This window comes from Microbacterium alkaliflavum, from assembly GCF_044325405.1.
In the GTDB taxonomy this organism is placed as follows: Bacteria; Actinomycetota; Actinomycetes; order Actinomycetales; family Microbacteriaceae; genus Microbacterium; species Microbacterium alkaliflavum.
The window spans coordinates 329,178-350,712 of the sequence record NZ_JBIQWL010000004.1 but is presented as its reverse complement, the minus strand read 5'-3'; the positions used below and the strand labels follow the sequence as shown (position 1 = coordinate 350,712).

The 21,535-nt window shown below is 69.0% G+C and carries 17 protein-coding genes; 4 read left to right on the top strand and 13 right to left on the bottom strand.

All coding sequences use genetic code 11. From position 1 onward, the window contains the following. Positions 1-35: 35 nt before the first annotated feature. The 9 genes from arfA to ACH3VR_RS13410 form a co-directional block, all read right to left on the bottom strand. Complete coding sequence (arfA, locus tag ACH3VR_RS13450; protein WP_397556819.1) at positions 36-1,541, bottom strand: arabinosylfuranosidase ArfA; 1,506 nt, start codon at positions 1,539-1,541, stop codon at positions 36-38. Positions 1,542-1,594: 53 nt separating this feature from the next. Further along, positions 1,595-2,521: a carbohydrate ABC transporter permease gene (locus ACH3VR_RS13445; RefSeq protein ID WP_397556818.1), complete on the bottom strand. Its 927-nt coding sequence runs from the start codon at positions 2,519-2,521 to the stop codon at positions 1,595-1,597. Then, a complete protein-coding gene (locus ACH3VR_RS13440; protein ID WP_397556817.1) occupies positions 2,518-3,444 on the bottom strand; it encodes a carbohydrate ABC transporter permease in 927 nt (308 codons plus the stop codon). The genes ACH3VR_RS13445 and ACH3VR_RS13440 overlap by 4 nt, the downstream gene beginning before the upstream one ends. A gap of 75 nt (positions 3,445-3,519) precedes the next feature. Next, a complete protein-coding gene (locus ACH3VR_RS13435; RefSeq protein WP_397556816.1) occupies positions 3,520-4,884 on the bottom strand; it encodes an ABC transporter substrate-binding protein in 1,365 nt (454 codons plus the stop codon). Between the two features lie 194 nt (positions 4,885-5,078). Further along, positions 5,079-6,032, bottom strand: coding sequence for a 3-hydroxyacyl-CoA dehydrogenase family protein (locus ACH3VR_RS13430; protein ID WP_397556815.1), 954 nt, complete (start codon positions 6,030-6,032; stop codon positions 5,079-5,081). After that, positions 6,029-6,478, bottom strand: coding sequence for a ribose-5-phosphate isomerase (locus ACH3VR_RS13425; protein ID WP_397556987.1), 450 nt, complete (start codon positions 6,476-6,478; stop codon positions 6,029-6,031). The genes ACH3VR_RS13430 and ACH3VR_RS13425 overlap by 4 nt, the downstream gene beginning before the upstream one ends. Positions 6,479-6,493: 15 nt before the next feature. Then, the gene (locus ACH3VR_RS13420) at positions 6,494-7,027 is read right to left on the bottom strand and encodes a DAK2 domain-containing protein (protein ID WP_397556986.1); all 534 of its coding nucleotides are present in this window, start codon (positions 7,025-7,027) and stop codon (positions 6,494-6,496) included. A gap of 54 nt (positions 7,028-7,081) precedes the next feature. Then, a complete protein-coding gene (locus ACH3VR_RS13415) occupies positions 7,082-8,344 on the bottom strand; it encodes a dihydroxyacetone kinase family protein (RefSeq protein WP_397556814.1) in 1,263 nt (420 codons plus the stop codon). Beyond that, the gene (locus ACH3VR_RS13410; protein WP_397556813.1) at positions 8,341-9,318 is read right to left on the bottom strand and encodes a sugar phosphate isomerase/epimerase family protein; all 978 of its coding nucleotides are present in this window, start codon (positions 9,316-9,318) and stop codon (positions 8,341-8,343) included. Before ACH3VR_RS13410 ends, ACH3VR_RS13415 begins: the two co-directional genes overlap by 4 nt. Positions 9,319-9,487: 169 nt before the next feature. Here ACH3VR_RS13410 and ACH3VR_RS13405 point away from each other — a divergent pair, with 169 nt between their 5' ends. Further along, on the top strand, positions 9,488-10,513 hold the full coding sequence (locus tag ACH3VR_RS13405) for a LacI family DNA-binding transcriptional regulator (RefSeq protein WP_397556812.1): 1,026 nt from the start codon (positions 9,488-9,490) through the stop codon (positions 10,511-10,513). A 95-nt stretch (positions 10,514-10,608) separates the two neighbouring features. Here the strand turns inward: ACH3VR_RS13405 and ACH3VR_RS13400 are convergent, their stop codons facing one another. Both ACH3VR_RS13400 and ACH3VR_RS13395 read right to left on the bottom strand, forming a co-directional pair. After that, complete coding sequence (locus ACH3VR_RS13400; RefSeq protein ID WP_397556811.1) at positions 10,609-12,840, bottom strand: alpha/beta hydrolase-fold protein; 2,232 nt, start codon at positions 12,838-12,840, stop codon at positions 10,609-10,611. Between the two features lie 394 nt (positions 12,841-13,234). Then, positions 13,235-16,960, bottom strand: coding sequence for a bifunctional proline dehydrogenase/L-glutamate gamma-semialdehyde dehydrogenase (locus ACH3VR_RS13395; RefSeq protein WP_397556810.1), 3,726 nt, complete (start codon positions 16,958-16,960; stop codon positions 13,235-13,237). Positions 16,961-17,048: 88 nt separating this feature from the next. On the opposite strand from ACH3VR_RS13395, the gene ACH3VR_RS13390 reads away from it, so the two are divergent. Continuing rightward, positions 17,049-17,969, top strand: a complete 921-nt coding sequence (locus tag ACH3VR_RS13390) for a LysR family transcriptional regulator (protein WP_397556985.1) — start codon at positions 17,049-17,051, stop codon at positions 17,967-17,969. Between the two features lie 88 nt (positions 17,970-18,057). Beyond that, positions 18,058-19,464 carry a collagen-binding domain-containing protein gene (locus ACH3VR_RS13385; RefSeq protein WP_397556809.1) on the top strand — a complete coding sequence of 469 codons (1,407 nt, stop codon included), beginning with the start codon at positions 18,058-18,060 and terminating at the stop codon, positions 19,462-19,464. 53 nt (positions 19,465-19,517) lie between these two features. On the opposite strand, the gene ACH3VR_RS13380 is transcribed toward ACH3VR_RS13385, so the two are convergent. Next, positions 19,518-20,156 carry a hypothetical protein gene (locus ACH3VR_RS13380; RefSeq protein ID WP_397556808.1) on the bottom strand — a complete coding sequence of 213 codons (639 nt, stop codon included), beginning with the start codon at positions 20,154-20,156 and terminating at the stop codon, positions 19,518-19,520. A 119-nt stretch (positions 20,157-20,275) separates the two neighbouring features. After that, on the bottom strand, positions 20,276-20,836 hold the full coding sequence (locus ACH3VR_RS13375; RefSeq protein ID WP_397556807.1) for an acyl-CoA thioesterase: 561 nt from the start codon (positions 20,834-20,836) through the stop codon (positions 20,276-20,278). A 173-nt stretch (positions 20,837-21,009) separates the two neighbouring features. Here ACH3VR_RS13375 and ACH3VR_RS13370 point away from each other — a divergent pair, with 173 nt between their 5' ends. Then, entirely contained in the window at positions 21,010-21,516 is a 507-nt protein-coding gene (locus ACH3VR_RS13370) for a GNAT family N-acetyltransferase (protein ID WP_397556806.1), read from the top strand. Positions 21,517-21,535: the final 19 nt, after the last annotated feature.

Genomic DNA, 21,535 nt, shown 5'->3' with positions numbered 1-21,535 from the left:
CTGAAACCGCTCTCGACGCCGGGCGCTGCAGCCGCTCAGGCCAGAGTCAGCACGGTCCACGACACCGGCGGCAGAGTGACGGTCACAGCGCCTTCGCCGATCGCCACCGACGCGTTCGCCTTCGGCGTGACGCGGTCCTGGTCGTCGAGCGTGTTGGCGGCGTGGATGTCGTCGTCGAAGAGCGAGATCGCCTCCGCGTGGCTCACGCCGGCGAGAGCGCGCGTGTCGACCTCGAACGTGACCTCGTCGGTGAGGCTGCGGTTCACGGCGAAGATCGTCGTGCCGTTCTCATCGTGCGTCGCGACCGCATCGACGAGCGACACGTCGCCGTACTCCGCGGTCTCGTAGGTCGGGCTGTCGAGCTTCAGCTCCAGCGCCGTGCCCCGCGCGAGCTGCGACGTCAGCGAGAACGGATAGAAGGTGGTCTGACGCCATGCGGGCCCTCCCGGCTCGGTCATGATCGGCGCGATGACGTTGACGAGCTGGGCGAGGCTCGCGGAGGTCACGCGGTCCGCGTGCCGGATGAGCGAGATCATGAGGCTCCCGAAGACGACGGCGTCGAGCACCGAATACGAGTCCTCGAGCAGGCGGGGTGCGACGGGCCAGGTCTGGACGTCGGTGATCTTGTCGACGTCGTTGTAGCGCGACTGGTACCAGACGTTCCATTCGTCGAAGGAGATGTTGATCGTCTTGTCGCTGCGGATGACGGCCTTGACGGAATCGGCTGTGGCGACGACGGCTTCGATGAAGCGGTCCATGTTGACGCCCGAGGCGAGGAAGCCTGCGTAGTCTCCGCCCTTGGGCTCGTAGTACGCATGGCACGAGATGAAGTCGACGTTCTCGTACGTCTTCTCCAGCACGACCCGCTCCCATTCGCCGAACGTCGGCATCCCCGCGCCCGAGCTGCCGCACACCACGAGTTCGAGGTCGGGATCGATCTGGCGCATCGCCGCGGCCGTCGTCCCCGCGAGCCGCGCGTACTCCTCCGCCGTGCTGTGGCCGAGCTGCCACGGACCGTCCATCTCGTTCCCCAGGCACCACATGCGGATGTCGTGCGGCTCCGTGTGCCCGTTGGCGATGCGCTTGTCCGACCAGAAAGTGCCGGACTTCAGGTTCGCGTACTCGAGCACGTCGAGCGTCTCGAGGACTCCTCGGGTCCCGAGGTTGACCGCGTACATGAGCTCGCCGTCGACCTTCTTCAGCCAGGTCGCGAACTCGTCCAGGCCGATCTCGTTGGTCTCGGTCGAGTGCCACGCCAGGTCGAGCCGGCGGGGTCGCTCGTCGCGGGGGCCGACGCCGTCCTCCCAGCGGTAACCGGAGACGAAGTTGCCTCCCGGGTATCGGACGGTCGAGACACCCAGTTCGCGCACGAGCTCCACGACATCGGTGCGGAAGCCGTCCTCGTCGGCAGCGGGGTGCGCGGGCTCGTAGATTCCGTCGTAGACGCAGCGACCCAGGTGCTCGACGAAGGAGCCGAAGAGGCGCCTGTTGATCGGGCCGACCGTGAAGTGGGGGTCGATGGTGAGGTGTGCTCGGATCATTCTTCTCTTTCGGGTGAGGCGGGACAGGGCGAGGGAGCGCTTCGATCCTCAGGTCACTTGAGGCTTCCGATGGCGAGGCCGCCACGCCAGTACTTCTGGAGCGTCAGGAACGCGATGATCAGGGGGATCACCGAGACGAGCGAGCCGAGGATGATGATGCTCCACAGGCTCTGGCCGCCCGCCGCGCCGTACGTGGAGGCGGTCGACTGCCACAGCCCGATTCCGACGGTCACCGGGAAGAGCCGGTTGTCCGAGAGCATGACGAGCGGAAGGAAGTAATTGTTCCACGACGCGACGATCGAAAGGAGGAGGACGGTCACGATCGCGGGGCGCAGCAGCGGGAGCGCCACGACCAGGAACGAGCGGAACTCGCCGGCGCCGTCGACTCGCGCCGCGTCCAGCAGCTCGTCGGGGACCGCGTCGCGCGCGTAGACGTTCATGAGATAGACGCCGAACGGGTTGAGCAGCGTCGGGAAGATGACGGCCCAGATGGTGTTCGTCCAGCCCACCTGTGCGAACAGGACGAAGGTCGGGATCACGAGCGTCGTCGTCGGGATCATGACGGCGCCGAGCAGGACCGCGAACGAGAGTCGCCGGCCGGCGAACTGGTACTTCGCGAAGCCATAGCCGGCGAGCACGGCGAGCACCGTCGCCCCGACGCCTCCGACGATCGCGTAGAGGGCCGAGTTGGCGAGCCAGCGCGCGTAGATGCCGCCGCTGTAGGTGAAGAGGTCGACCAGGTTCTGGACGTAGTCGATGTCGTCCGCGAACCAGAGCGAGCTGCCGCCGCCGAACAGGCCCGCGGAGTTCTTGGAGCTGTTGACGATCAGCCACCAGAACGGAATCAGGAAGTACAGCATCAACAGCGCGAGCACGATGTTGAGGGGAACGCGGCCGCGCTGGCGAGGAGCGGGCCTGCGCTCGATGAGGCTCCGCGGCTTGCGACGGGTGTTCGTGAGCTCGACAGGGGTGGCGCTCATGAGGTGAAGCTCCCTCGCTTGCGGGTCGCGAACAGGAAGATGTACACGCAGACGAAGACGACGGCGCCGAGCGCGAACGAGATCGCCGCGCCGTAGTTGGAGTTCGCGAGCGAGAAGGCCTGCTGGTACGCGTACATGTTCGGCGTGAAGTCGTTGGGGATGGCCCCCGCGGCGAGCTGCTGGAGGATCTTCGGCTCGTTGAAGAACTGGAGAGTTCCGATCAGGGCGAACACGAGGATCAGAAGGAGAGCGGGAGCCACCAACGGGATCTTGATCCGCAGCACGATCTGCCACTGGGAGGCGCCGTCGATGCGCGCGGCCTCGTAGAGGGTCGGATCGATGCCCGGCAGGGCGGCGTAGATGATGATCATGTAGTAGCCGGCCCATTGCCACGTCACGATGTTGAGCAACCCGTAGAAGATCAGGCTGCTGCTCAGGAAATCAGGGGCCTGACGGCCGAAACTTTCGAAGATCTCCGCAAGCGGACCGAAGTTGTCGCTGTAGAGGAACCCCCACATCAACGCGCCGATGACCGTGGGGATCGCGTACGGCATGAAGATCATGAGGCGCGAGAAGCGGGCGAAGCGCGTGATCACGATGTCGAGGATCAGGGCGATCGCGAGCGACAGGGCCATCTGCAGCGGGATGAGCACGAGCGAGAAGCGGATGACGAATGAGACGCCGCTGAGGAACGACGGGTCGCTGAACGCCTTGGCGTAGTTTTCGAAGAGGACGAACCTCGTCCCCCCGATGAGCGACTTCTGGAACAGGCTCAGATAGAACGCATAGCCGATCGGGAGCACGAGGAGCGCGAGGAAGATGATCCCGAACGGTGCGACGAAAGCCCAGCCGGTCAGATTCTGACGCATGGCGGTCGAGCGGCGACGCTTCGACGAGACCGTGCGGTCGATGGTGGCGGTCATGATTTCTCCGGGTCTGTGAAGGGGTGACCGAGGGCCGGTCCGCGCGAGGACGACGGACCGGCCCCCTGGCCGGGGTCACTCCTTTACGGTGAACCCCTGCTCCTTCGCGTACGCCACGACGTCCTTCTGAAGGGCGTCTGCCGCCTCGGAGCCGGTCGCCTTGCCCTCGTTGATGGCGGCGATCTGCTTGGTGAGGGCCGAGTAGTAGTACTGGCCGATCGGCGTGTACGTCATGCCCTTGTACGCGTTGGCCGCCGGCACGTACACCTCCTTGTTGGCCTGCTGGCCTCCGAAGAAGGGCACCTCGTAGTTCTGGAACTCATCGGACTTCAGCACGTCCTGGTTCAACGGGAAGATGATCTGGTTCTGCCAGCCCTCGTCGAGGGACTTCTTGTCGGCGTAGACGCCGAACGCGACCTTCGCGGCCAGTTCGGGGTCCTTCGCCTGCTTCGTCACGCTGAAAGCCGATCCGCCCCAGTTGATGGCGACCGGGTTGGCGGTATCCCACTGCGGCATCGGGGCGGTTGCCCACACTCCCGCATCGGCGCCCTCGCCGACGCCCGCACCCTGGAGGTAGCCGGGCGCCCACGCCGCCGACAGGTATGTCGCGTAGTCGCCCGCGATGACGGCCGAGATGTACTCGGGTGTGAACTGGTCCTCCGTGCCCACGAGACCCTTCTGGACGAGGCCCGCCCAGTAGTCGAGCACTTCCTTGACCTCGGCGCTGTTGAGCTTGATCCCGATCTCGCCCTTGTCCGAAGGGTCGTAGGTGAAGGGCTGCGCGCCGTTCTGGTACATCAGCGCCGTGACCTCGGCGGGCTGGTTCGCGGCGAAGCTCGCGAAGACCGGTCCCCCGGCGTCCTTCACCTTCTGCGCGGTGGTCTCGAACTCCTGCCACGTGGTGGGGGGAGTGACGCCGTACTTGTCGAACACGTCCTTCCGGTAGATCATGCCCATCGGGCCGCCGTCGATCGGGGCGCCATAGACGCCGTCGCCCACCGAGACGTCCTTCCATGCGCCGTCGCTGAAGTTGTCCTTGACGTCCTGGTAGCCGAGATCCTTGAGGTCGACGAGGGCGTCCTGCACCTGGAAGGGCGCAATGCGGTCCGCCTCGACCATGACGACGTCGGGAGCGCCGCTGCCGGCGGACACGGCCGTCTGGAACTTGTCGTACTCGGCTCCACCCGCGCCTGCGTTCGTCCAGCAGACCTGGACGTCGTCGTGCGCCTCGTTGAAGTTGTCGACGACGGCTTCCGAGTTCGGGTACCACGCCCACAGGGTGACGATGGGTGCGTCCTTCTTCTTGATCGTGTTCGAGCAGTTGGCGTCGGCATTCCCGCCACCCGTGCTCGCACCGCCGTCTCCTCCGACGGAGCAGGCGGCGAGGGCGCCCGCCAGGGCGAGCGTCGTGATCGCAGCTAGGACAATCCTTGTCTTCACTGGAGTTCCTTTCGGTTTGCTGGACTTCTTCGTCGGTGCGCGACCGTTCCGGATGCCCTGAGCCCCTTCGGGAGCGACTCATCGTCCGGTTGGTCTACAACGTTGTAGAGCAACGTTGTAGTTACCTTTGCATCGCGGCATCCGCGTGTCAAGAGAGGAGCGGGATTTTCTCCCCCGCTCCCGAAACTTGCGACTCAGTAATCGACCGGCGCCGGCCCCAGCTGTCGCAGCAGAGCCGAGAGCGCGGCGTACGCCTCGTCGCGGTAAGCGGCCAGTTCGGGGGCGCGCTCGGCGGGAGTCGCGAGGAAGCCCCTGCCGGACTTGACGCCTTTGTCGCCGCGGTCCACGCGCTCGCGCAGGACGGCCGGAGCGGTGAAGCGCTCCGGATATGCGTCGTGGAGGGACCGGTAGCAGAAGTCGTAGACGTCCAGACCCGCGATGTCGGCGATCGCGAAAGGTCCGAAGAAGGGCAGCCGGAATCCGAATGTCGTCCGGGCGATCAGGTCGACGGCTTCGGGGGTCGCCACCCCTTCGTCGACGAGCCGTGCTGCTTCGGTGAACAGCGCGTACTGGAGGCGATTGAGCACGAAGCCCGTGACGTCGGTGATGGGAACTCCCACCTTGCCGCACTCGCGCAGGAGCGCGACGACGGCCTCGACGGCGTCTGGATCCGTGCCGGAGTGCGGGATCACCTCGACTCCCGGGATGAAGGGCGCCGGATTGCTGAAGTGCACGCCGAGGAAGCGCCCGCCCCCGTCGACGGCCTCCGCGAGCGTCCCGATCGAGATGGTGGACGTGTTGCTTCCGATGACCGCGTCGGGCCGCGCGGCACGGTCGATGCGGCGCAGCGTGTCGTGCTTGAGCTCGAGGATCTCGGGCACCGCCTCCTCGACGAAGTCCACGTCGGCGACGGCGTCCTCGATCGACGGCGCGGACGAGATGCGCTCGGCGACCGTCTCGGCGGCGTCCGAGGGGAAGATCCCACGCTCCGCGTAATCCGCCGCCTCGCGGATGAGCCGCTCGCGATTCGAGGCTGCGAGCTCGGCGCTCGCGTCGGCGAGCACGACCTCCTTGCCGGCGAGGGCGAGCACCTGGGCGATTCCGCCGCCCATGTATCCGGAGCCGATCACGGCCGCCTTCGAGATCATCGGGACTCCTCTTCATAGTCGTCGATCAACCGGACTTTCGCGGCGGACGCCGATCCCGGATCGAATCGGTGCTCAAGCCACTCGTCGACGAGCTTCTTCGCCAGCTCGAGACCGATGACGCGCGCGCCGAGCGTGAGGACCTGGGCGTCGTTGCTCATGACCGACCGCTCCACGGAGTAGCTGTCGTGCGCGGTCACCGCCCTGATGCCGCGCACCTTGTTCGCCGCGATCGCGACGCCGAGACCCGTTCCGCAGATGAGGAGGGCCCGCTCGGCCTCGCCTCGCGCGACCATCGTCGCGGCCTTCACCGCGACGCGGGGATACGGCGTGGCGTCGGCGCTCGAGACCCCGATGTCGATGACGCGGTCCACACGAAGATCACCGTCGAGCAGGTCTCGCAGGGCCTCCTTGTACGCGAAGCCCGCATCGTCGGCTCCGATCACGATCGTCCATCCCACCTGTCACTCCACTTCGTCGGATGCCGCGACCGCACGGGCGATGTCGTCGGCGATGATCCAGAACGAGGTCGCACCCGGGTCGGCGTACCCGAGGCTCCGCTCGGCGAGGGGTCGAGCGCGACCGCGGCGCGGAGTCATGGCCGATGTCGCGTCGGCTCCGCTGCGAGCGGCCGATGCCGCGTCGGCGAGCGCGACCGCCAGCTCGGTTCCCGCGCCCACTCCCGCACTGAGGGCGTGGTCGAAGGGCACCATCGCGTCGAGCATGGTCTTGTCGCCGGGCGCGGCGCCGCCGAGCTCGGCGACCCTCGCACTCGCGGCGGCGACGGACGCGGCGACATCCGCAGGAGTGAACGCGTCCGGCGATCCCAGCGACTCCCCGAGCTGCGCGAGCGCAGCGCCCCACAGCGCGCCGGATGTCCCGCCCGCGGTCTCGGACCACGCGTCGCCGGCGAGCTGCAGCAGCTCCCGCACTCCCGTCCCTTGCACGGCCGCATCGGCCGCTTCGACCGCCGCCGTCAGACCGCGCACCATTCCGATGCCGTGGTCGCCGCCGTCAGACCGCGCACCATTCCGATGCCGTGGTCGCCGCCGTCAGACCGCGCACCATTCCGATGCCGTGGTCGCCGCCGTCAGACCGCGCACCATTCCGAGGCCGTGGTCGCCGTCGTCGGCGACGGCGTCCAGCTCGCCGAGAGCTTCCGCCTCCGCCCCGACGGCCTCCCGCGCACTGCGCAGCAGCCGCCGGGCGACACCTGCCGCTTCGATGGCCGCCGGAGTCGCGGGCGCGGGTCGTTCCGGCGCGGCCTCGTTGCTGCGCGGCTCGTCGGCGACGCGCAGGCCGGCAACCCCGCCACTCGTCGACGCGATGCCCTTGCGGAACGCCGGCGACGATGACGGAGCCTTCCACAGCTCCTCGAGCTCATCATCGAGCCACATCACGGTGAGCGAGACACCCGCCATGTCGAGGCTCGTCACGTACTCGCCGCACAGCGGTTCGACGATCTCGATGTCCTGCGCCTCGAGGTGCTCCACGACGAAGCCGAAGAGGACGAACAGCTCTTCGTACTTGACGGAGCCCAGTCCGTTCACGATGACAGCGGCGCGCCGGCATCCTTCCGGACGCTCGTCGAGGAGAGGCTCGGCGAGCGTGACGGCGAGCTCGGGGGCGGACTGCATGGGCACGTCGCGGACACCCGGCTCGCCGTGGATACCGAGCCCGATCGACATCTGTCCCGCAGGCACCTCGAAGAGGGCGTGGTCGGCGCCGGGAAGTGTGCAGCCGGCGAAGGCGACTCCGTGGCTTCTCGTTCGGCTGTTCGCGTGGGCGGCGAGGCGCTCCACCTCGCCAATGGGGTCGCCGCGCTCCGCCGCAGCCCCGGCGACGTGGAAGACGCAGACGATCCCCGCAATGCCGCGTCGCTCGTCCGCCGAGTCGGCGGGCGCGCTTGCGACGTCATCCGTGATCAGCACGGTGCGGGCATCGACCCCTTCCTCACGCAGTCGCCGCTCCGCCTCGCCGAAGTGGATGACGTCTCCCGCGTACTTTCCGAAGGTGAAGAGGACGCCCCCGCCCGCGTCCGCCGCGTGGGCGACGCGCAGCGCCTGCGCCGTGGACGGTGAGGTGAAGATGTTGCCGCACACGGCGCCTGCCGCCAGCCCCGCACCGACGTAGCCGGCGAACGCCGGGGAGTGCCCCGAGCCGCCGCCGATGAGCACCGCGACCTTGCCCGATTCCAGCGGAATCGCGCGCACCACCCCGCCGTCGACGAGCGCGATCTCGTCGCCGTGCGCACGCACGAACCCGCGGAGGGCATCAGCGACGAAGGCGTCCGGGTCACCGAGGATCCTTGTCATCGCTCATCCGCCGATCCATGCGACTGCCCGACCCTGCTCTCGCCGAGGGAGTACCCCCGCCGGGGCAGCACGCGCCCGCGCAGGTAGTCGCGGTTCGTCGCGCTGACGCTCAATCCGTCTCCGCCGTAGTGCTCGACGCAGATGACGCCCTGGAATCCATTGCGCAGCGCGATCTTGACGGCCTCGCGATAGTTGATGACGCCGAGCTCGAGCGACGTCGGAACCGTGGAGAACAGCCCGGCTGCGGCATCCTCATCGCGTGTGTAGTTCTTGACGTGCCAGAAGTTGGCATAGGGCATCGTCGCCTCCGCGATGGCCCGCCAGTCCTCGACGGGCTCGTGGAGCCGGATGAGGTTGCCGATATCGGGGTTGAGGCCCACGACGTCCAGCCCGATGTCCTCCACGAGCCGGACGGATGAGTCCGAGGTGCCCAGGAACGTGTGCTCGTACAGCTCGAGAGAGAGCAGGAGCCCGACCTCTCCGGCGTGCCGGCCGAGTTCGCGCAGCCGGTCCACCGCGAGCGACCAGGCATCGTCGTCGCCGACGGGGTCACGATGGCCCTCGACGGTCCAGAACCACAGCTCCTCGCGCTGAGCGGCAGTGAGCGCCCGGTGCAGACCGACCGAGACGACCGGGATTCCGAGCTCGGCCGCGAAATCGATCGTCCGATGCGCATAGGCGAGATGAGCCTCGCCGTGCTCCTCGTCGATCACGCTCCGCCGGATCGCGGAAAGGGAAGCAGCCGACAGCCCGGACGAGCGGAGGCACTCCCCGAGCGACTCGGCCTGCTGCCGGTCGAGGTCGCCGTAGCGGATCCACGAGTCGGTGAGGTCGACATCCGTGAATCCGGCATCGCGCACCTCTGCGAGGTCGGCGAGCCAGCGCTCTGCCGGAACCTCGGATCTTCCGGCGGGGTGGGCATCACCGAGCGGAAGCATCGCAGCCGCGATCGGCCAATCGTCGGCGCTCAGCATTCTCGGTCCTCGATGACGTGCACACCGGCACGATACACTAGTTTTACAACGTTGCATTTCGACGTTGCACGAACGATGGGACAGTGTGCGGCGCGTCCGTGGCGACCTCACGGCGGCAGTAGAGTACAGGGGTTCCGAACGGCAGGCGGGAGCATCGATGGGACCGACGATGCATGACGTCGCGCGGGTGGCCGGCGTCTCCATAAAGACTGTGTCCAACGTCATCAACGACTATCCGCACGTGCGCCCTGGCACCCGCGACCGGGTCAATGAGGCGATCGAGCAGCTGGATTACCGCCCCAACCTCTCCGCGCGCGGTTTGCGTTCGGGGCGCACCGGCGTCATCGGCCTCGCCGTCCCCTCATTGCGCGAGAACTATTTCGCAGAGCTCGCCGACTCGGTGATCCGGGCCGCCGAGAAGCGCGGCCTCGGTGTCATGGTCGAGCAGACGAGCGGACAGCGGGATGCCGAGCTGCGCGCCGTGTCGACGAGCCGTCCCCGCTTCCTGGACGGCCTGCTCTTCAGTCCCGTCAGCCTCGGACAGGACGATGCCCAGGCGCTCGCCGTCGACGCGCCGCTCGTCCTCCTGGGCGAACGCATCTTCGGCGGACCGACCGACCACGTCACGATGCACAACATGTCGTCGGCGGAGGCCGCCGTCGAGCACCTTCTCGAGATCGGCCGCCGAAGGATCGCGCTGATCGGCGCCGACCTGCATGGCGGCGACGAGGCCAGCTCGGCGAATCTGCGCCTCAAGGGGTACCTCCGTGCGCTCGAGCGAGCGGGCATCGAGCTCGACCCGACGCTCGTCCGGCCCACCGAGATGTCGCGGTGGAACCGCGCGGGAGGTGCTGCGGCCGCCCATCTCCTCGTTCGCGAGGGGGTCGAGTTCGATGCCGTGTTCGCACTGAGCGACACCCTCGGACTCGGTGTCCTCCGCGCCCTCGGCGAGGAGGGCCTGAGCGTCCCCGACGATGTCGCGATGATCGGCTTCGACAACATCGACGAGAGCAAGTACTCGCTCCCCTCGATGACGACGGTCGACCCCGGCCGCGACGAGATCGCGGCGATCGCCGTCGATCGGCTCGTCGAGCGCATCAACGAGAAGGGCGAGCGCCAGCCCCCTGTGACGTTCAAGCCCGACTTCCGGATCGTCAAGCGCGAGTCGACCGGCTTCACGAGCACCGACGACTGAGCGCCGGCGAGCCTGGGGCTGACAGCGCCGGGACAGCATGACACCGTCGCCGAAGTCGACGACGGTGTCACGCTGCCGGAGTGCCGGATGAGGCGTCAGTCCTTGAACAGACGCGGCAGCAGATCGATCAACGCCTTCTGCCAGACGTCCCAGCTGTGCGGGCCGGGGATGATCGGAGCGAACTCGTGTTCGATCCCGCGGTTGTTCAGCGCGCTGATGAGGCTCAGCGTGTTCTGGTAGGTGAAGTCCTGCATGTCACCGGAGTAGATGCGCAAGAGCTTCGTGCCCCCGTTGATCGCCGCCACGTTCGCGTTCGCAGGAGGGTTGGTGAACGCCGACATGGCCCCGATGTAGGCGAACGTGCCGGGCATCGCGTACAGGGTGCTCAATGCCGCCTGCGATCCCATCGAGAGGCCTGCGAGGGCGCGGTCTTCGGGGTCGCTGCTGACGTTGTAGGTCGCCTCAGCGGCGACCGTGATGCGCTGCGTGATCTCGTTGGGGAAGTTCACGCCGTTGCCGTTGGCCATGACGACCACCATCGGGACGATGTCGCCCTTGAGGTAGTGGTTGTCCAGGATCTGGGCGGCGAAGCCGACCTCGATCCAGTCCGTCCACGTCTGCCCGCCGCCGTGCTGGAGGTAGAACACCGGGTAGGCCTCTGCGCGCTCGGGATCGTACCCCGGGGGCGTCCACACGTACGCGGAGCGAGTGGGGTTGCCGCCCGCGCTGCTCGTGTAGTTCATGATCCCGACCTTGCCGCGCGACTCGGGCGCCACGGGGGTGGTGTACTCGCCACGGAGCGTGTCGTCCCCGGGCACCTGGAAGGTGCTCCAGTTCGGCTCCGAGAAGACCGTCGTCGGGTTGGTGGTGTCTTTGCGGTCCGAGCCCTCCACGACGAACTTGTAGTAGTACGAGCCCGAGTCGACCGGCATCGTCAGCCGCCAGCGGCCGTCAAGCTGCTTGGTCATCGGCGTGCGCGGCCAGCTGCCGCCGGGCCCGAAGTTGCCCCAGACCGTCACGTTGTTCGCCCCCGCGAACTCGGTGCCGGTCTCGAAGGTCACGACGCCGTTCTCATCGATCCACGGCGTGGGGGTCGTGCCGGCCGCGGGGAGCGAGTGCGGCTCGAGCGCGAGGTGACCTTCACTCGGTCCGGTGTCGCCCGGCGTCCGGAACACACGCTGCGCGAAGTCGCGCAGGTTCTTCTGCCACGTGTCCCATGTGCCGCCGGTCTCGGGGTCGGAACCGTCCGACTGGAACTCGACGCCCGCTCTGCCGAGCTTGGCGGCGAGGTCCACCGTCGAGTCGTAGTTCGGATCGGTGACGTTGCCGGCGTACAGACGGATGAGGTCGGTCGCGTCGTTGATCTGCTGCGCCTTGCCCTTGCCGACGTTCTGCTCGAGGTAGCCCGAGAACGCGCCGACGTCCGAGAACTCGCCAGTGGCACTGACCAGAAGGCTGAGAGCCTGCGAGGCCCCTCGGCCGATACCGGCGAGCGCGCGTTCCTGGCCGTCGCTGGAGATGTTGAACGCCTTCTCGGCGGCCGGGAGGAGGTTCTTGACGACTTCGCCGCGGATCTCGTCCGACTCGCCGTCACCCATCACGACGACCATCGGCTCGACGTCCCCCTCGACCGTCAGATTGTCGAGGATCTGCTTCAGCCGCCCGAGCTCCACCCATTCGCGATAGCTCTGGCCCTTGTCCTGCACGAGGTAGAGCACCGGGTAGGGCTCGGCGCGGTTGTCGTCATAGCCCGGGGGCGTCCAGACCAGCGCCGATCGCTCCGCACCTGTGACGGAGCTCTGGTACGTGAGATCGTCCAATGCCCCTCCGTTCGGGACATCGGCGAGCCACTCGGCTCCCGGTCCGTCGACGAACAGCGTGCTCCACGTAGGCTTCGACGTCACCTCCTGCGGGCTCGCCGGGTTGCGGAACGGGATGGCATCCTGGTTCCAGGCCGGACGGGCCGAGTACTGGTAGTAGTACAGTCCCGGCTCGAGCGGTCCGATCGTCGAGGACCAGTTCCCGCCGCTCAGCCCCATGTTCAGGGTGGTCCATGTCTTTCCGGGAGCGAAATTGCCCTCGACGGCGACGACGCTCCCGTTGATGCCCGTCGCCGGCTGGATGGCCGAGTTCGGCACCGTGAAGCGATAGACGTCGTCGACCCCGCTGGCGTTCGGCGGCAACGACACCCACGGGTCGCTGTCGGCGGCGGCCGCGGGTGTCGTCGCGACCAGGGCGCCCCCGACCACCGCGGCGACGGCGATGACGGCCGCCAGCGTCCTGCGACGGTGCGCACTGCCCCGTCGCCTCTGTTCCTTCACACTCATTCGATTTGTTCCTCACTGCGTCGTGTGCACATTGACATGCGCGGTGGACTCGTATTGCAGAGGGTCGCCCCTCATCACTGCGGACGGTCACGACGTGTGCGATTCGCACGGTGCGGGTGCGATTTACAACGTCGTAAATCCTTCCAGGCTCCATGCTGGCGACGGGGCACAAGGCCTGTCAAGGAGGAATTGCAACGTTGTGTATTTCGTCAACGAACGCGCAGCGCGGGCGTCGCTCACGACCCAGGAGGATCGTCAGCCTCGTCGGCCCTCCCACCTGGGTGCAGCCGGCGTCGGAGAATCCGGCTCCCGTCGGAGGATAGGGCGCAATCGCCCCGACATCGCCTCGAACCTCCGACGGTCAGGGGCGGACGCGTCGAGACCGACGCACCAGTCAGATGATCTCGTCGCTCCAGGGGTCGGGGTTGCCGAATCGGTGCGCAGTGATCGTGATCGACTGCTCGTGCAGGAACGGCAGCAGCTCGAGCCGGCCCGCCGTCGTCACCTCGTTGTCGTAGACGGCGAGGTCGGGGTCGCCGGTGACGGCGTCGGCGAGGCGGCGGTGCAGCTCGGCGGTCGGCTCGGACGGGCCGACCAGCCGCGCCCGCGCCGGACGCGATGCCCCCTCGGCGGGGTGCGAGACCCGCTCGATCCACTGCTCGTCGGTCTCGACAAAGACGTGCACGTGCTGCTCGGCGAGGGCACGGCGCACCGGCGCCGGCAGCCCGACGGGAGCGCTGATCGTGAGCCCCGCGCCCGAGCGGAGTCCCGCGATGGCCACGCGCAGCAGCGACTGCCACGAAGCGTCCTTGGTCGCGCGCACCGCGACCTGCGAGATGGGGCGGTAGCGGAACAGGTTGCGCTCGACGCCCAGGTGCGAGGCATCCTTCACCTGACCGAACTCGCGGTCCCACGCGACGGCGTCGGAGAGCGCGGCACGGCGCAGCCACTCGAACGAGTCGTAGTCCAACGACGGCTGGGCCGCCTCGATGACGTCGGTGATGCGCGAGTCGAGGCCGCGCAGGTGGAGCGTCTGGGAGACCGTGGCGCCGCTCGACGCGCGCCACGACCCGAGGCCGACGAGATAGTTCGGGCCGCCGGCCTTCGTGCCCGCGCCGACCGATGAGCGCTTCCAGCCGCCGAACGGCTGGCGCTGCACGATCGCGCCAGTGATGCCGCGGTTGACGTAGAGGTTCCCTGCCTCGACGCGGTCGAGCCAGGTCGCGAGGTCGTCGGGGTTCTGCGTGTAGAGGCCCGCCGTGAGGCCGTAGGCGACGGCGTTCTGCAGTTCGATCGCATGCGCCAGCGACGACGCGTGCATCACGCCGAGGACCGGGCCGAAGAACTCCTCGCGGTGGAAGCGGGAGCCGCCGTGCACGCCGGTGCGGATGCCCGGCGACCAGAAGCGGCCTGACGTCTCAGGTCCGAAGTCGAGCGGCTTGGGCTCGATGAGCCACTGCTCCCCCTCCTCGAGGGTCGTCAGCGCCCATTGCAGCTTGCCGTGCGGCACCTCGATGACGGGGCCCACCTCCGACAGCGAGTCGGACGGCGGGCCGACGCGCAGCGACGCGGTGGCGTCGACGAGCTGGCGGGCGAAGCGCTTGGAGCGCCCGACCGGGCCCACGAGGATCGCGAGCGATGCGGCGGAGCACTTCTGGCCCGCGTGGCCGAAGGCGCTCTTGATGAGATCGGATGCCGCCAGGTCGAGGTCGGCCGACGGCATGACGATCATGGCGTTCTTTCCGCTCGTCTCGGCCAGCAGCGGCAGCTCGGGGCGCCACGAGCGGAACAGCGCCGCCGTCTCCCACGAGCCGGTGAGGATGACGCGGTCGACGTCGGGATGCGACACGAGCTGCTGCCCGAGTGCCCCCTCGTCGATGTCGACCAGGGCGAGCACGTCGCGCGGCACGCCGGCCTCCCAGAGGGCCTCGGCGACGACGGCGGCGCAGCGCCGTGCCTGCGGCGCCGGCTTGAAGACGACGCCCGAGCCGGCCGCGAGGGCCGCGAGCACGCCTCCCGCGGGGATCGCCACGGGGAAGTTCCACGGCGGCGTCACGACCGTCAAGCGGGCCGGCACGAAGACGGCGCCGCTCACGCGGTCGAGCTCACGCGCCGTCGCGGCGTAGTAGTTCGCGAAGTCGACGGCTTCACTGACCTCGACGTCGGCCTCGGCGAAGACCTTGCCCGTCTCCGACGCTGCGACCTCGATGAGCTCGCCGCGACGCGCCTCGAGGGCGCGCGCGGCGGCAAGCAGCACGGCCGAGCGGTCGGCCGCGGGCAGTGCGCCCCACGCCACCGCAGCATCCCGAACCGTCCGCACGATGCTTTCGAGGGTCTCGGAGTCGGTGACGCGGGCCTCGCCGATCGTGGCGTCGCCCGCCGTCGACACGTCGACGCGGGAGAGGATGCCGTGCGCCCAGTCGCGGTTGGCGGGCAGTGCCGGGTCGGTGTCGGCCGTGTTGCGGAAGCCCGGCGCGCCCATCGCGCGCGTGCCCGACTCGCGCCGCGAGAAGACGGCGGTCTCGACGAACGCCTGGCCGCCGAAGAGCTGCTCCTCGACGCTGGGCTGGATCGAGTCGGCGTCGGACTCGTCCGGGAGCTCGTCGTCGGTCGCCGCGGAGCGCGCGATGCCGATGACCTCCTGCGTGAGGCCGGTGTCTTCGCCGTTCGGCGCATCGCGCACGAGGCGGCTCGCGGCGCGCGCACCCGGCTCCGGGGCCTGCGCCGTGCGGTCCTGCGAACGGTTCGGACCGGCGGGCAGTGCGGGGTCGACCGCGCGCTCGAGCGAGGCGAGGAAGCGGTCGCGCTCGCGGTCGAACATCGTCGTGTCGTCGGCGAGGTCGAATGCGGCGGAGAGGAAGTTGTCGCTCGACGCGTTCTCCTCGAGGCGGCGCACGAGGTAGCTGATCGCGACGTCGAACTCGTCGGGACGGACGACGGGCACGTAGAGCAGCACATGGCCGACCTCGCGCGTGACGGCCTCGACCTGGCCCTGCGCCATGCCGAGGAGCATCTCGAACTCCACCGAATCCCGCACTCCGCGCTCGCCGGCGAGCAGCCACGCGTAGGCGATGTCGAAGAGGTTGTGACCGGCGACACCGATGCGCACGGCCCCCGTACGGTCGGTCTGGAGCGCCGCGTCGAGGCAGCGCACGTAGTTCGCGTCGGAGTCGAGCTTGGAGTCGTAGGTCGCGAGCGACCAGCCGTGCATGACGGCATCCACCCGCTCCATCGCGAGATTCGCGCCCTTGACGAGCCGCACCTTGATGCGCGCCCCACCCGTTTCGACGCGGGCCTTCGCCCACGTCGTCAGCCGGTCGAGCGCGCCGAGCGCGTCGGGCAGGTAGGCCTGGAGGACGATGCCTGCTTCGAGGCCCTGCAGCCGCGGGTCGGAGAGGATGCGCGTGAAGACCGCGATCGTCAGGTCGAGGTCGCGGTACTCCTCCATGTCGAGGTTGATGAAGGTCCGGTCCTCGGCCGCCGTGAGGTACAGCGGCAGGAGGCGCTCGACGACCTTGTCGACGACCTCGTCGAACGCCCACATCGAGATGTGGCTCGCGATCGCCGACACCTTGACCGAGACGTAGTCGACGTCGGGGCGGCGAACGAGCTCGTGGATGCCTTCGAGCCGGCGCAGCGCCTCGCGCTCGCCCAGCACCGCCTCGCCGAGCAGGTTGAGGTTCAGGCGAGCGCCGTTCTCGCGCAGCGTCGCGATCGCGGGGCCGAGCTTGTCGGGACGGGCGTCGACGACGAGGTGCCCGACCATCTCGCGCAGCACCTTGCGCGCGATCGGCACGACGGGCGTCGGCAGCACGGGTGCGACGGCCCCGCCGACGCGCACGGCGCCCTGCAGGTACCAGGGCAGGAAGTCAGGGACCAGCGGCGCGACCCGGCTGAGATTGGATGCCGCGGCCGACAGGCTCTCGGGGCGCATGACGCCGTCGACGAACCCGATCGTGAAGGGAAGGCCGTTCGGATCCTTCAGCACGCCCGCGAGCCGCTCGGCCGAGGCATCGACCTCGACGGCGGCGGCCTCCTGGACCCATCGGCGGGCGAGCTCGATGGCCCGGTCGGCGAGGGTGGCAGCGGGCGCGGCGGACGGCAGCGGTGTCGACGGCATGCTTCCAGCATCCGTCATTCGATCGTTCATGAAAAGCGACTGACTATGATCAGTACCGATCACGTTCATCGATGAATAGAGGATGCCGGTGTTCGAGCTGCGTCGCCTGCGGCTGCTGCACGAGCTCGCCCTCCGCGGCACCCTCGCCGCCGTCGCCGAAGCCCTCTCCTACAGCCCCTCGACGATCTCGCAGCAGCTCGCGCAGCTCGAGAAGGATGCCGGTGTCGCGCTCCTCGTGCCCGATGGCCGACGCGTGCGGCTCACGGAGCACGGCATCGCGCTGGCGGCGCACGCGGCCCGCGCTCTCGAGCTCGAGGAGCAGATCCGCGGCGAGCTCGAGGCCCTCGAGCCCGGCGTCGCCCCCGTGCGGGTCGCGATCATGCAGACGGCCGCGCAGGCGATCCTGCCGCGGGCGCTCTCGCTGCTCGCGGAGCGCGAGCCCGCGCTGCGCGTCGAGATCGCCGAGATGCCGCCCGAGGAGGGGCTGTTCGAACTCTCGGCGCGGGGCTTCGACCTCGTCGTGGCGGAGCAGTATCCCGGTCACACGCGCGCGCATCGCGCGGGGCTCGACCGCGACCTCCTGGGCGGCGATCCCATCCGGCTCGCGGTCGCGCCCGACGACCCGGCGTCGACCCTCGCCGAGCTGCGCGACCGTCCGTGGGTCATGGAGCCGGGCGGCACGGCGGCGCGGCAATGGGCGACGCAGCAGTGCCGGGCGGCGGGGTTCGAGCCCGATGTCCGGTTCGAGCTCGCCGATCTGACGGCGCACGTCCGGCTCATCGCGGCGGGCCATGCCGTGGGCCTCCTGCCCGACCTGGTGTGGGCGGGGCAGATGCCGACCGTGCGGCTGCACGGGCTTCCCGGCGATCCGACGCGCGAGATCTTCGCCGCGGTGCGGCGATCGTCGGCGTCGCATTCCGGCATCCGCGCCGTGCGGGATGCCTTGCGCGATGCGTTCGCGGATCGGGGACAGCTCGCGCCGACTCGGGCCGAGACCGCGCCCGAGTGATCCCGGCCGCCAGGAATGGGAGCGCTCCCGCGAGGTGAGCACGCCCACCGCCATCCGTGTCCGGATGGCGGTGGTGCAGGATGGACGCATGCCCGCGACTGACAAGACGCGCCTTGCCGCGATCGGCGGCACTGCCGCCGTCGTCGTAGGGATCGCGACCATGACCGCCTCCATCGGCGCCTCAGCGGCGCCGGGCGACACGATCGGCCCTTTCAATCCGGTGACGAACCCGATGGGCCAGCTCGTCGACGGGCACAACGCGAACAGCGACTTCCTCATCTTCATCGAGGGCGACGTGCAGCTGAACGCCGACGAGGCGGAGGGCACGCTCGCGCTGGGTGGCGACCTCCTGTTCGGAGCGAGCTACAACGTGATGAGCCCGAGGCCCACCTTCACGGTGCCCGGCGACTCGCAGCCCGTCTCGCTCTACGTCGGCGGCGGCATCGACTGGAGTGGTGGCCAGACGGTGCTGAAGGTGCTCGGGAACGGCTACTCGAAGGTCGGCGATACGTCCACGTACGACGCGCTGAACCGCGACAGCAACAACGCCGCCGTGAACTACCGCATCGTGCAGCCCGGCGCCGGCTACGACAGCGTTCCCCGCATCGAGGGCACGAGCCAGCAGCCGCCCGAGTCGATCGAGGCGCCCGTTCCGGCGGGGCTCATCGACATCGATGCCGCGTACGCCCTCTACCGCGAGGCATCCACGACCCTCGGCACGTGCACGCAGACCGTCGAGCTGCAGAACCGGGACGACGGCACGCCGCTCCCCCGGCCGATCATGCCGGGCGCCAACGCCCGGTTGCCGCTCACGGCCGGCCAGACGAACGTGCTCAACCTCACGACGACCGAGCTCGAGAACCTCGACTCCGTCACGTTCACGACTCCGCCGAGCGTGGACACCCCTCTTCTCGTGAACATCACCGGCTCGAGCTTCGCAGGCACGCTGCCGCAGCAGGCGGGCATCGGGGAGATCAACGCGACGTCGATCCTCTACAACTTCGTCGATGCCACGTCTGTCGTCGTGAACGGCGGCGACAGCCTCAACGGCACGATCTACGCGCCCCGCGCCGCCGTGAACTGGACGGGCACCAACAACATCTCGGGCAACGTCATCGCGGCGTCGTTCATCCACGGCATCCCCGCGATCGCGCCCGTCGGATCGCCGCGCGAGGTGCATGACTGGCCGTTCTCGTCGAACCTCACCTGCGTGGAGGAGGGCGACGTCACGCCGACCCCGACGCCGACGGACACCGTCACGCCGACCCCGACCCCCACGCCCACCGTCACCCCGACGCCCACGCCGACGGTGACGCCGACGCCGACGCCGACGCCGACCGACCCGGATGAGGGCGGCTCGACCCCCTCGGCCACGACGCTTCCCGCGACGGGCGGCGCGGACGTCTCGTGGATGGGCTTCGCCGCGGGCATCGCGCTCGCCGCGGGCGGGCTCATCGTGCTCGGCGATCTGGCTCGCCGGCGCAAGAGCAGCTGACCTGACACGCGGGGACCCCGGCCGAGTGATCGGCCGGGGTCCTGTGGTGCGGGTCAGTGCCCGTCGCGGCGTCGCGTCGTGGCGGCCGTGTCGGCGACGCGCGGATCGTCGCGTGCGTCGGCGTTCGCGGCGTCGTCGCGGGCGGTCGCGTCGCGGCCTGCGTCGGTCGTGTTCGCGTCGCGGTCCGCAGCAGTGGTGTTTGCGTCGCGGCCGACGACAGTGGGGTCGTTCGCGTCGCGCGCGGTCGTGTCATCGACCGGCCGGCGGGCCGCGGCATTCGTCGTGGCGCCTCCGGGCATTCGGGCGTTGCCGTCCTCGTCGACATACGGGTCGAGGTCGTCGGCCTTGCGCCGCAGCTCGTCGGCCTTCGCCGAGTGCTCGTCCAGCTCCGACCGGTGCTCCTCCGCGTACCGCTTGGCTTCGACGTCGGCCTGGGCGGCGCGGGCCTTCGCGCGATCCGCCTCGGCCGCGGCAGCGGCCGCGTCGGCCTGGGCCCGCTCGTGCTGTGCGTTGATCTGCTCCGCGGCGACAGCGGAGCGACGGGACTGTGCGCGCAGCGCCTCCGCGCGCTCGTGGTGCCTGACATCTCGCCGCTCGTTGTTGCGGCGATACATGACGAGGCCGACGACGATCACCGCGACGAGGGCGATGGCGATGACGACGATGATCCAGATGACTGTGGTGGTGTCCACGGACCCTCCTCCATGGCGTCGAGCCGAGTGGGTCTGCGGCCGCGCCGTCTTCGACGCAACCCGAACGGCGCATCGCCGACAACACCCTTGCGGGGCGCGGGGCGGTGCGCTACCCGCCGTCAGTCCCACACACTGGGAGCCTCGGAACGCGTCGAGGGAAGAGCGGATGCCGCGGCCCAGTCGTGCACCCACGGCGCGACGTCGGGCAGACCGTCCGGTCGGCCGATGGCGGCGAACAGCTCCTCGTGGGGCAGCGTTCCACCCTTGCGCCGCATCATGCGGGCGCGGATGATCGCGCGGGCGTAGACCTCGCCGTCGACGACGGCGCGGTGCTCGAGGTAGAGCGCCTTGTCGTCGTGTCCGAGGAAGCGCGACTCGACGACGAATCGCTGCCACAGCTCGAGCGACTTGCGAAAGGTCACCGTCTCGCTCGACACGACGGCGTACCAGCCGTTGTCCCGCATGGCGTCGGCGAGCCCCGTGCGGATCAGGAGGTCCCAACGCCCGAGGTCGAACAGCGACAGGTAGCGGCCGTTGTTCATGTGCCGCAGCAGGTCGATGTCCGTCGGGAGGGTCGTGAGCCGGATGCGCCCGACAGCCGTCGGGGTGAGTCGCCCGCCGAGCCGCACGCGCACGCGCGCACCGACGATGACGAGGAAGGTGCGCCAGATCACGTTCACGAGGTGCGATCGTAGCCAATCGCACCCGAAGGCCCGATTCGGTTGTCGATGCTGAACAGTCCGTGGCCGCCTTCCGACGCCCGGATGACGAAACCGGAAACCGGACACGCGCGGGCCCGGCCGCGGCATCCCCTCGATTTCGCGCCTTGCGATGCCGCGCGTAGAGTCTGGCCATGGAAGCCGAACTGCAGACCGACATCGTCGTCCGTCCGGTGCGGGACGTCGACGCCGAGGCCCTCGGTCGCGTGCACGCGACGTGCTGGCACGAGACGTACGACCACCTCATCAGCAAGGCCGCGCTCGAGAAGATCTCGCCGCGCCGGATGGCCGAGCTCTGGACCCACTGGGCTGTTCAAGGCCCCGAATTCAAGATGTTCGCCGCACTCGTCGACGGCGAGATCGTGGGATTCGCCGGCTCCGGCCCCGCACGCGACAAGGACGCACCGCGGTTCCGCGAGCTCTACTTCATCTACCTGCTCGACGCCTGGCACGGCACCGGAATCGGACAGCGCCTGTTCGACTCGGTCGTCGAGACGGGCGAGGGCCTCTACCTCTGGGTGGCCGAGGACAACCCGCGCGCGCACCGCTTCTACACGCGCAACGGCTTCACCCTCGACGGCGCCTCGCACACCGAGCCGTTCCTCGGCGAGACGCTCACCGAGGTGCGCTTCGTGCGCTGACACCGTTGCGTCACAGGGA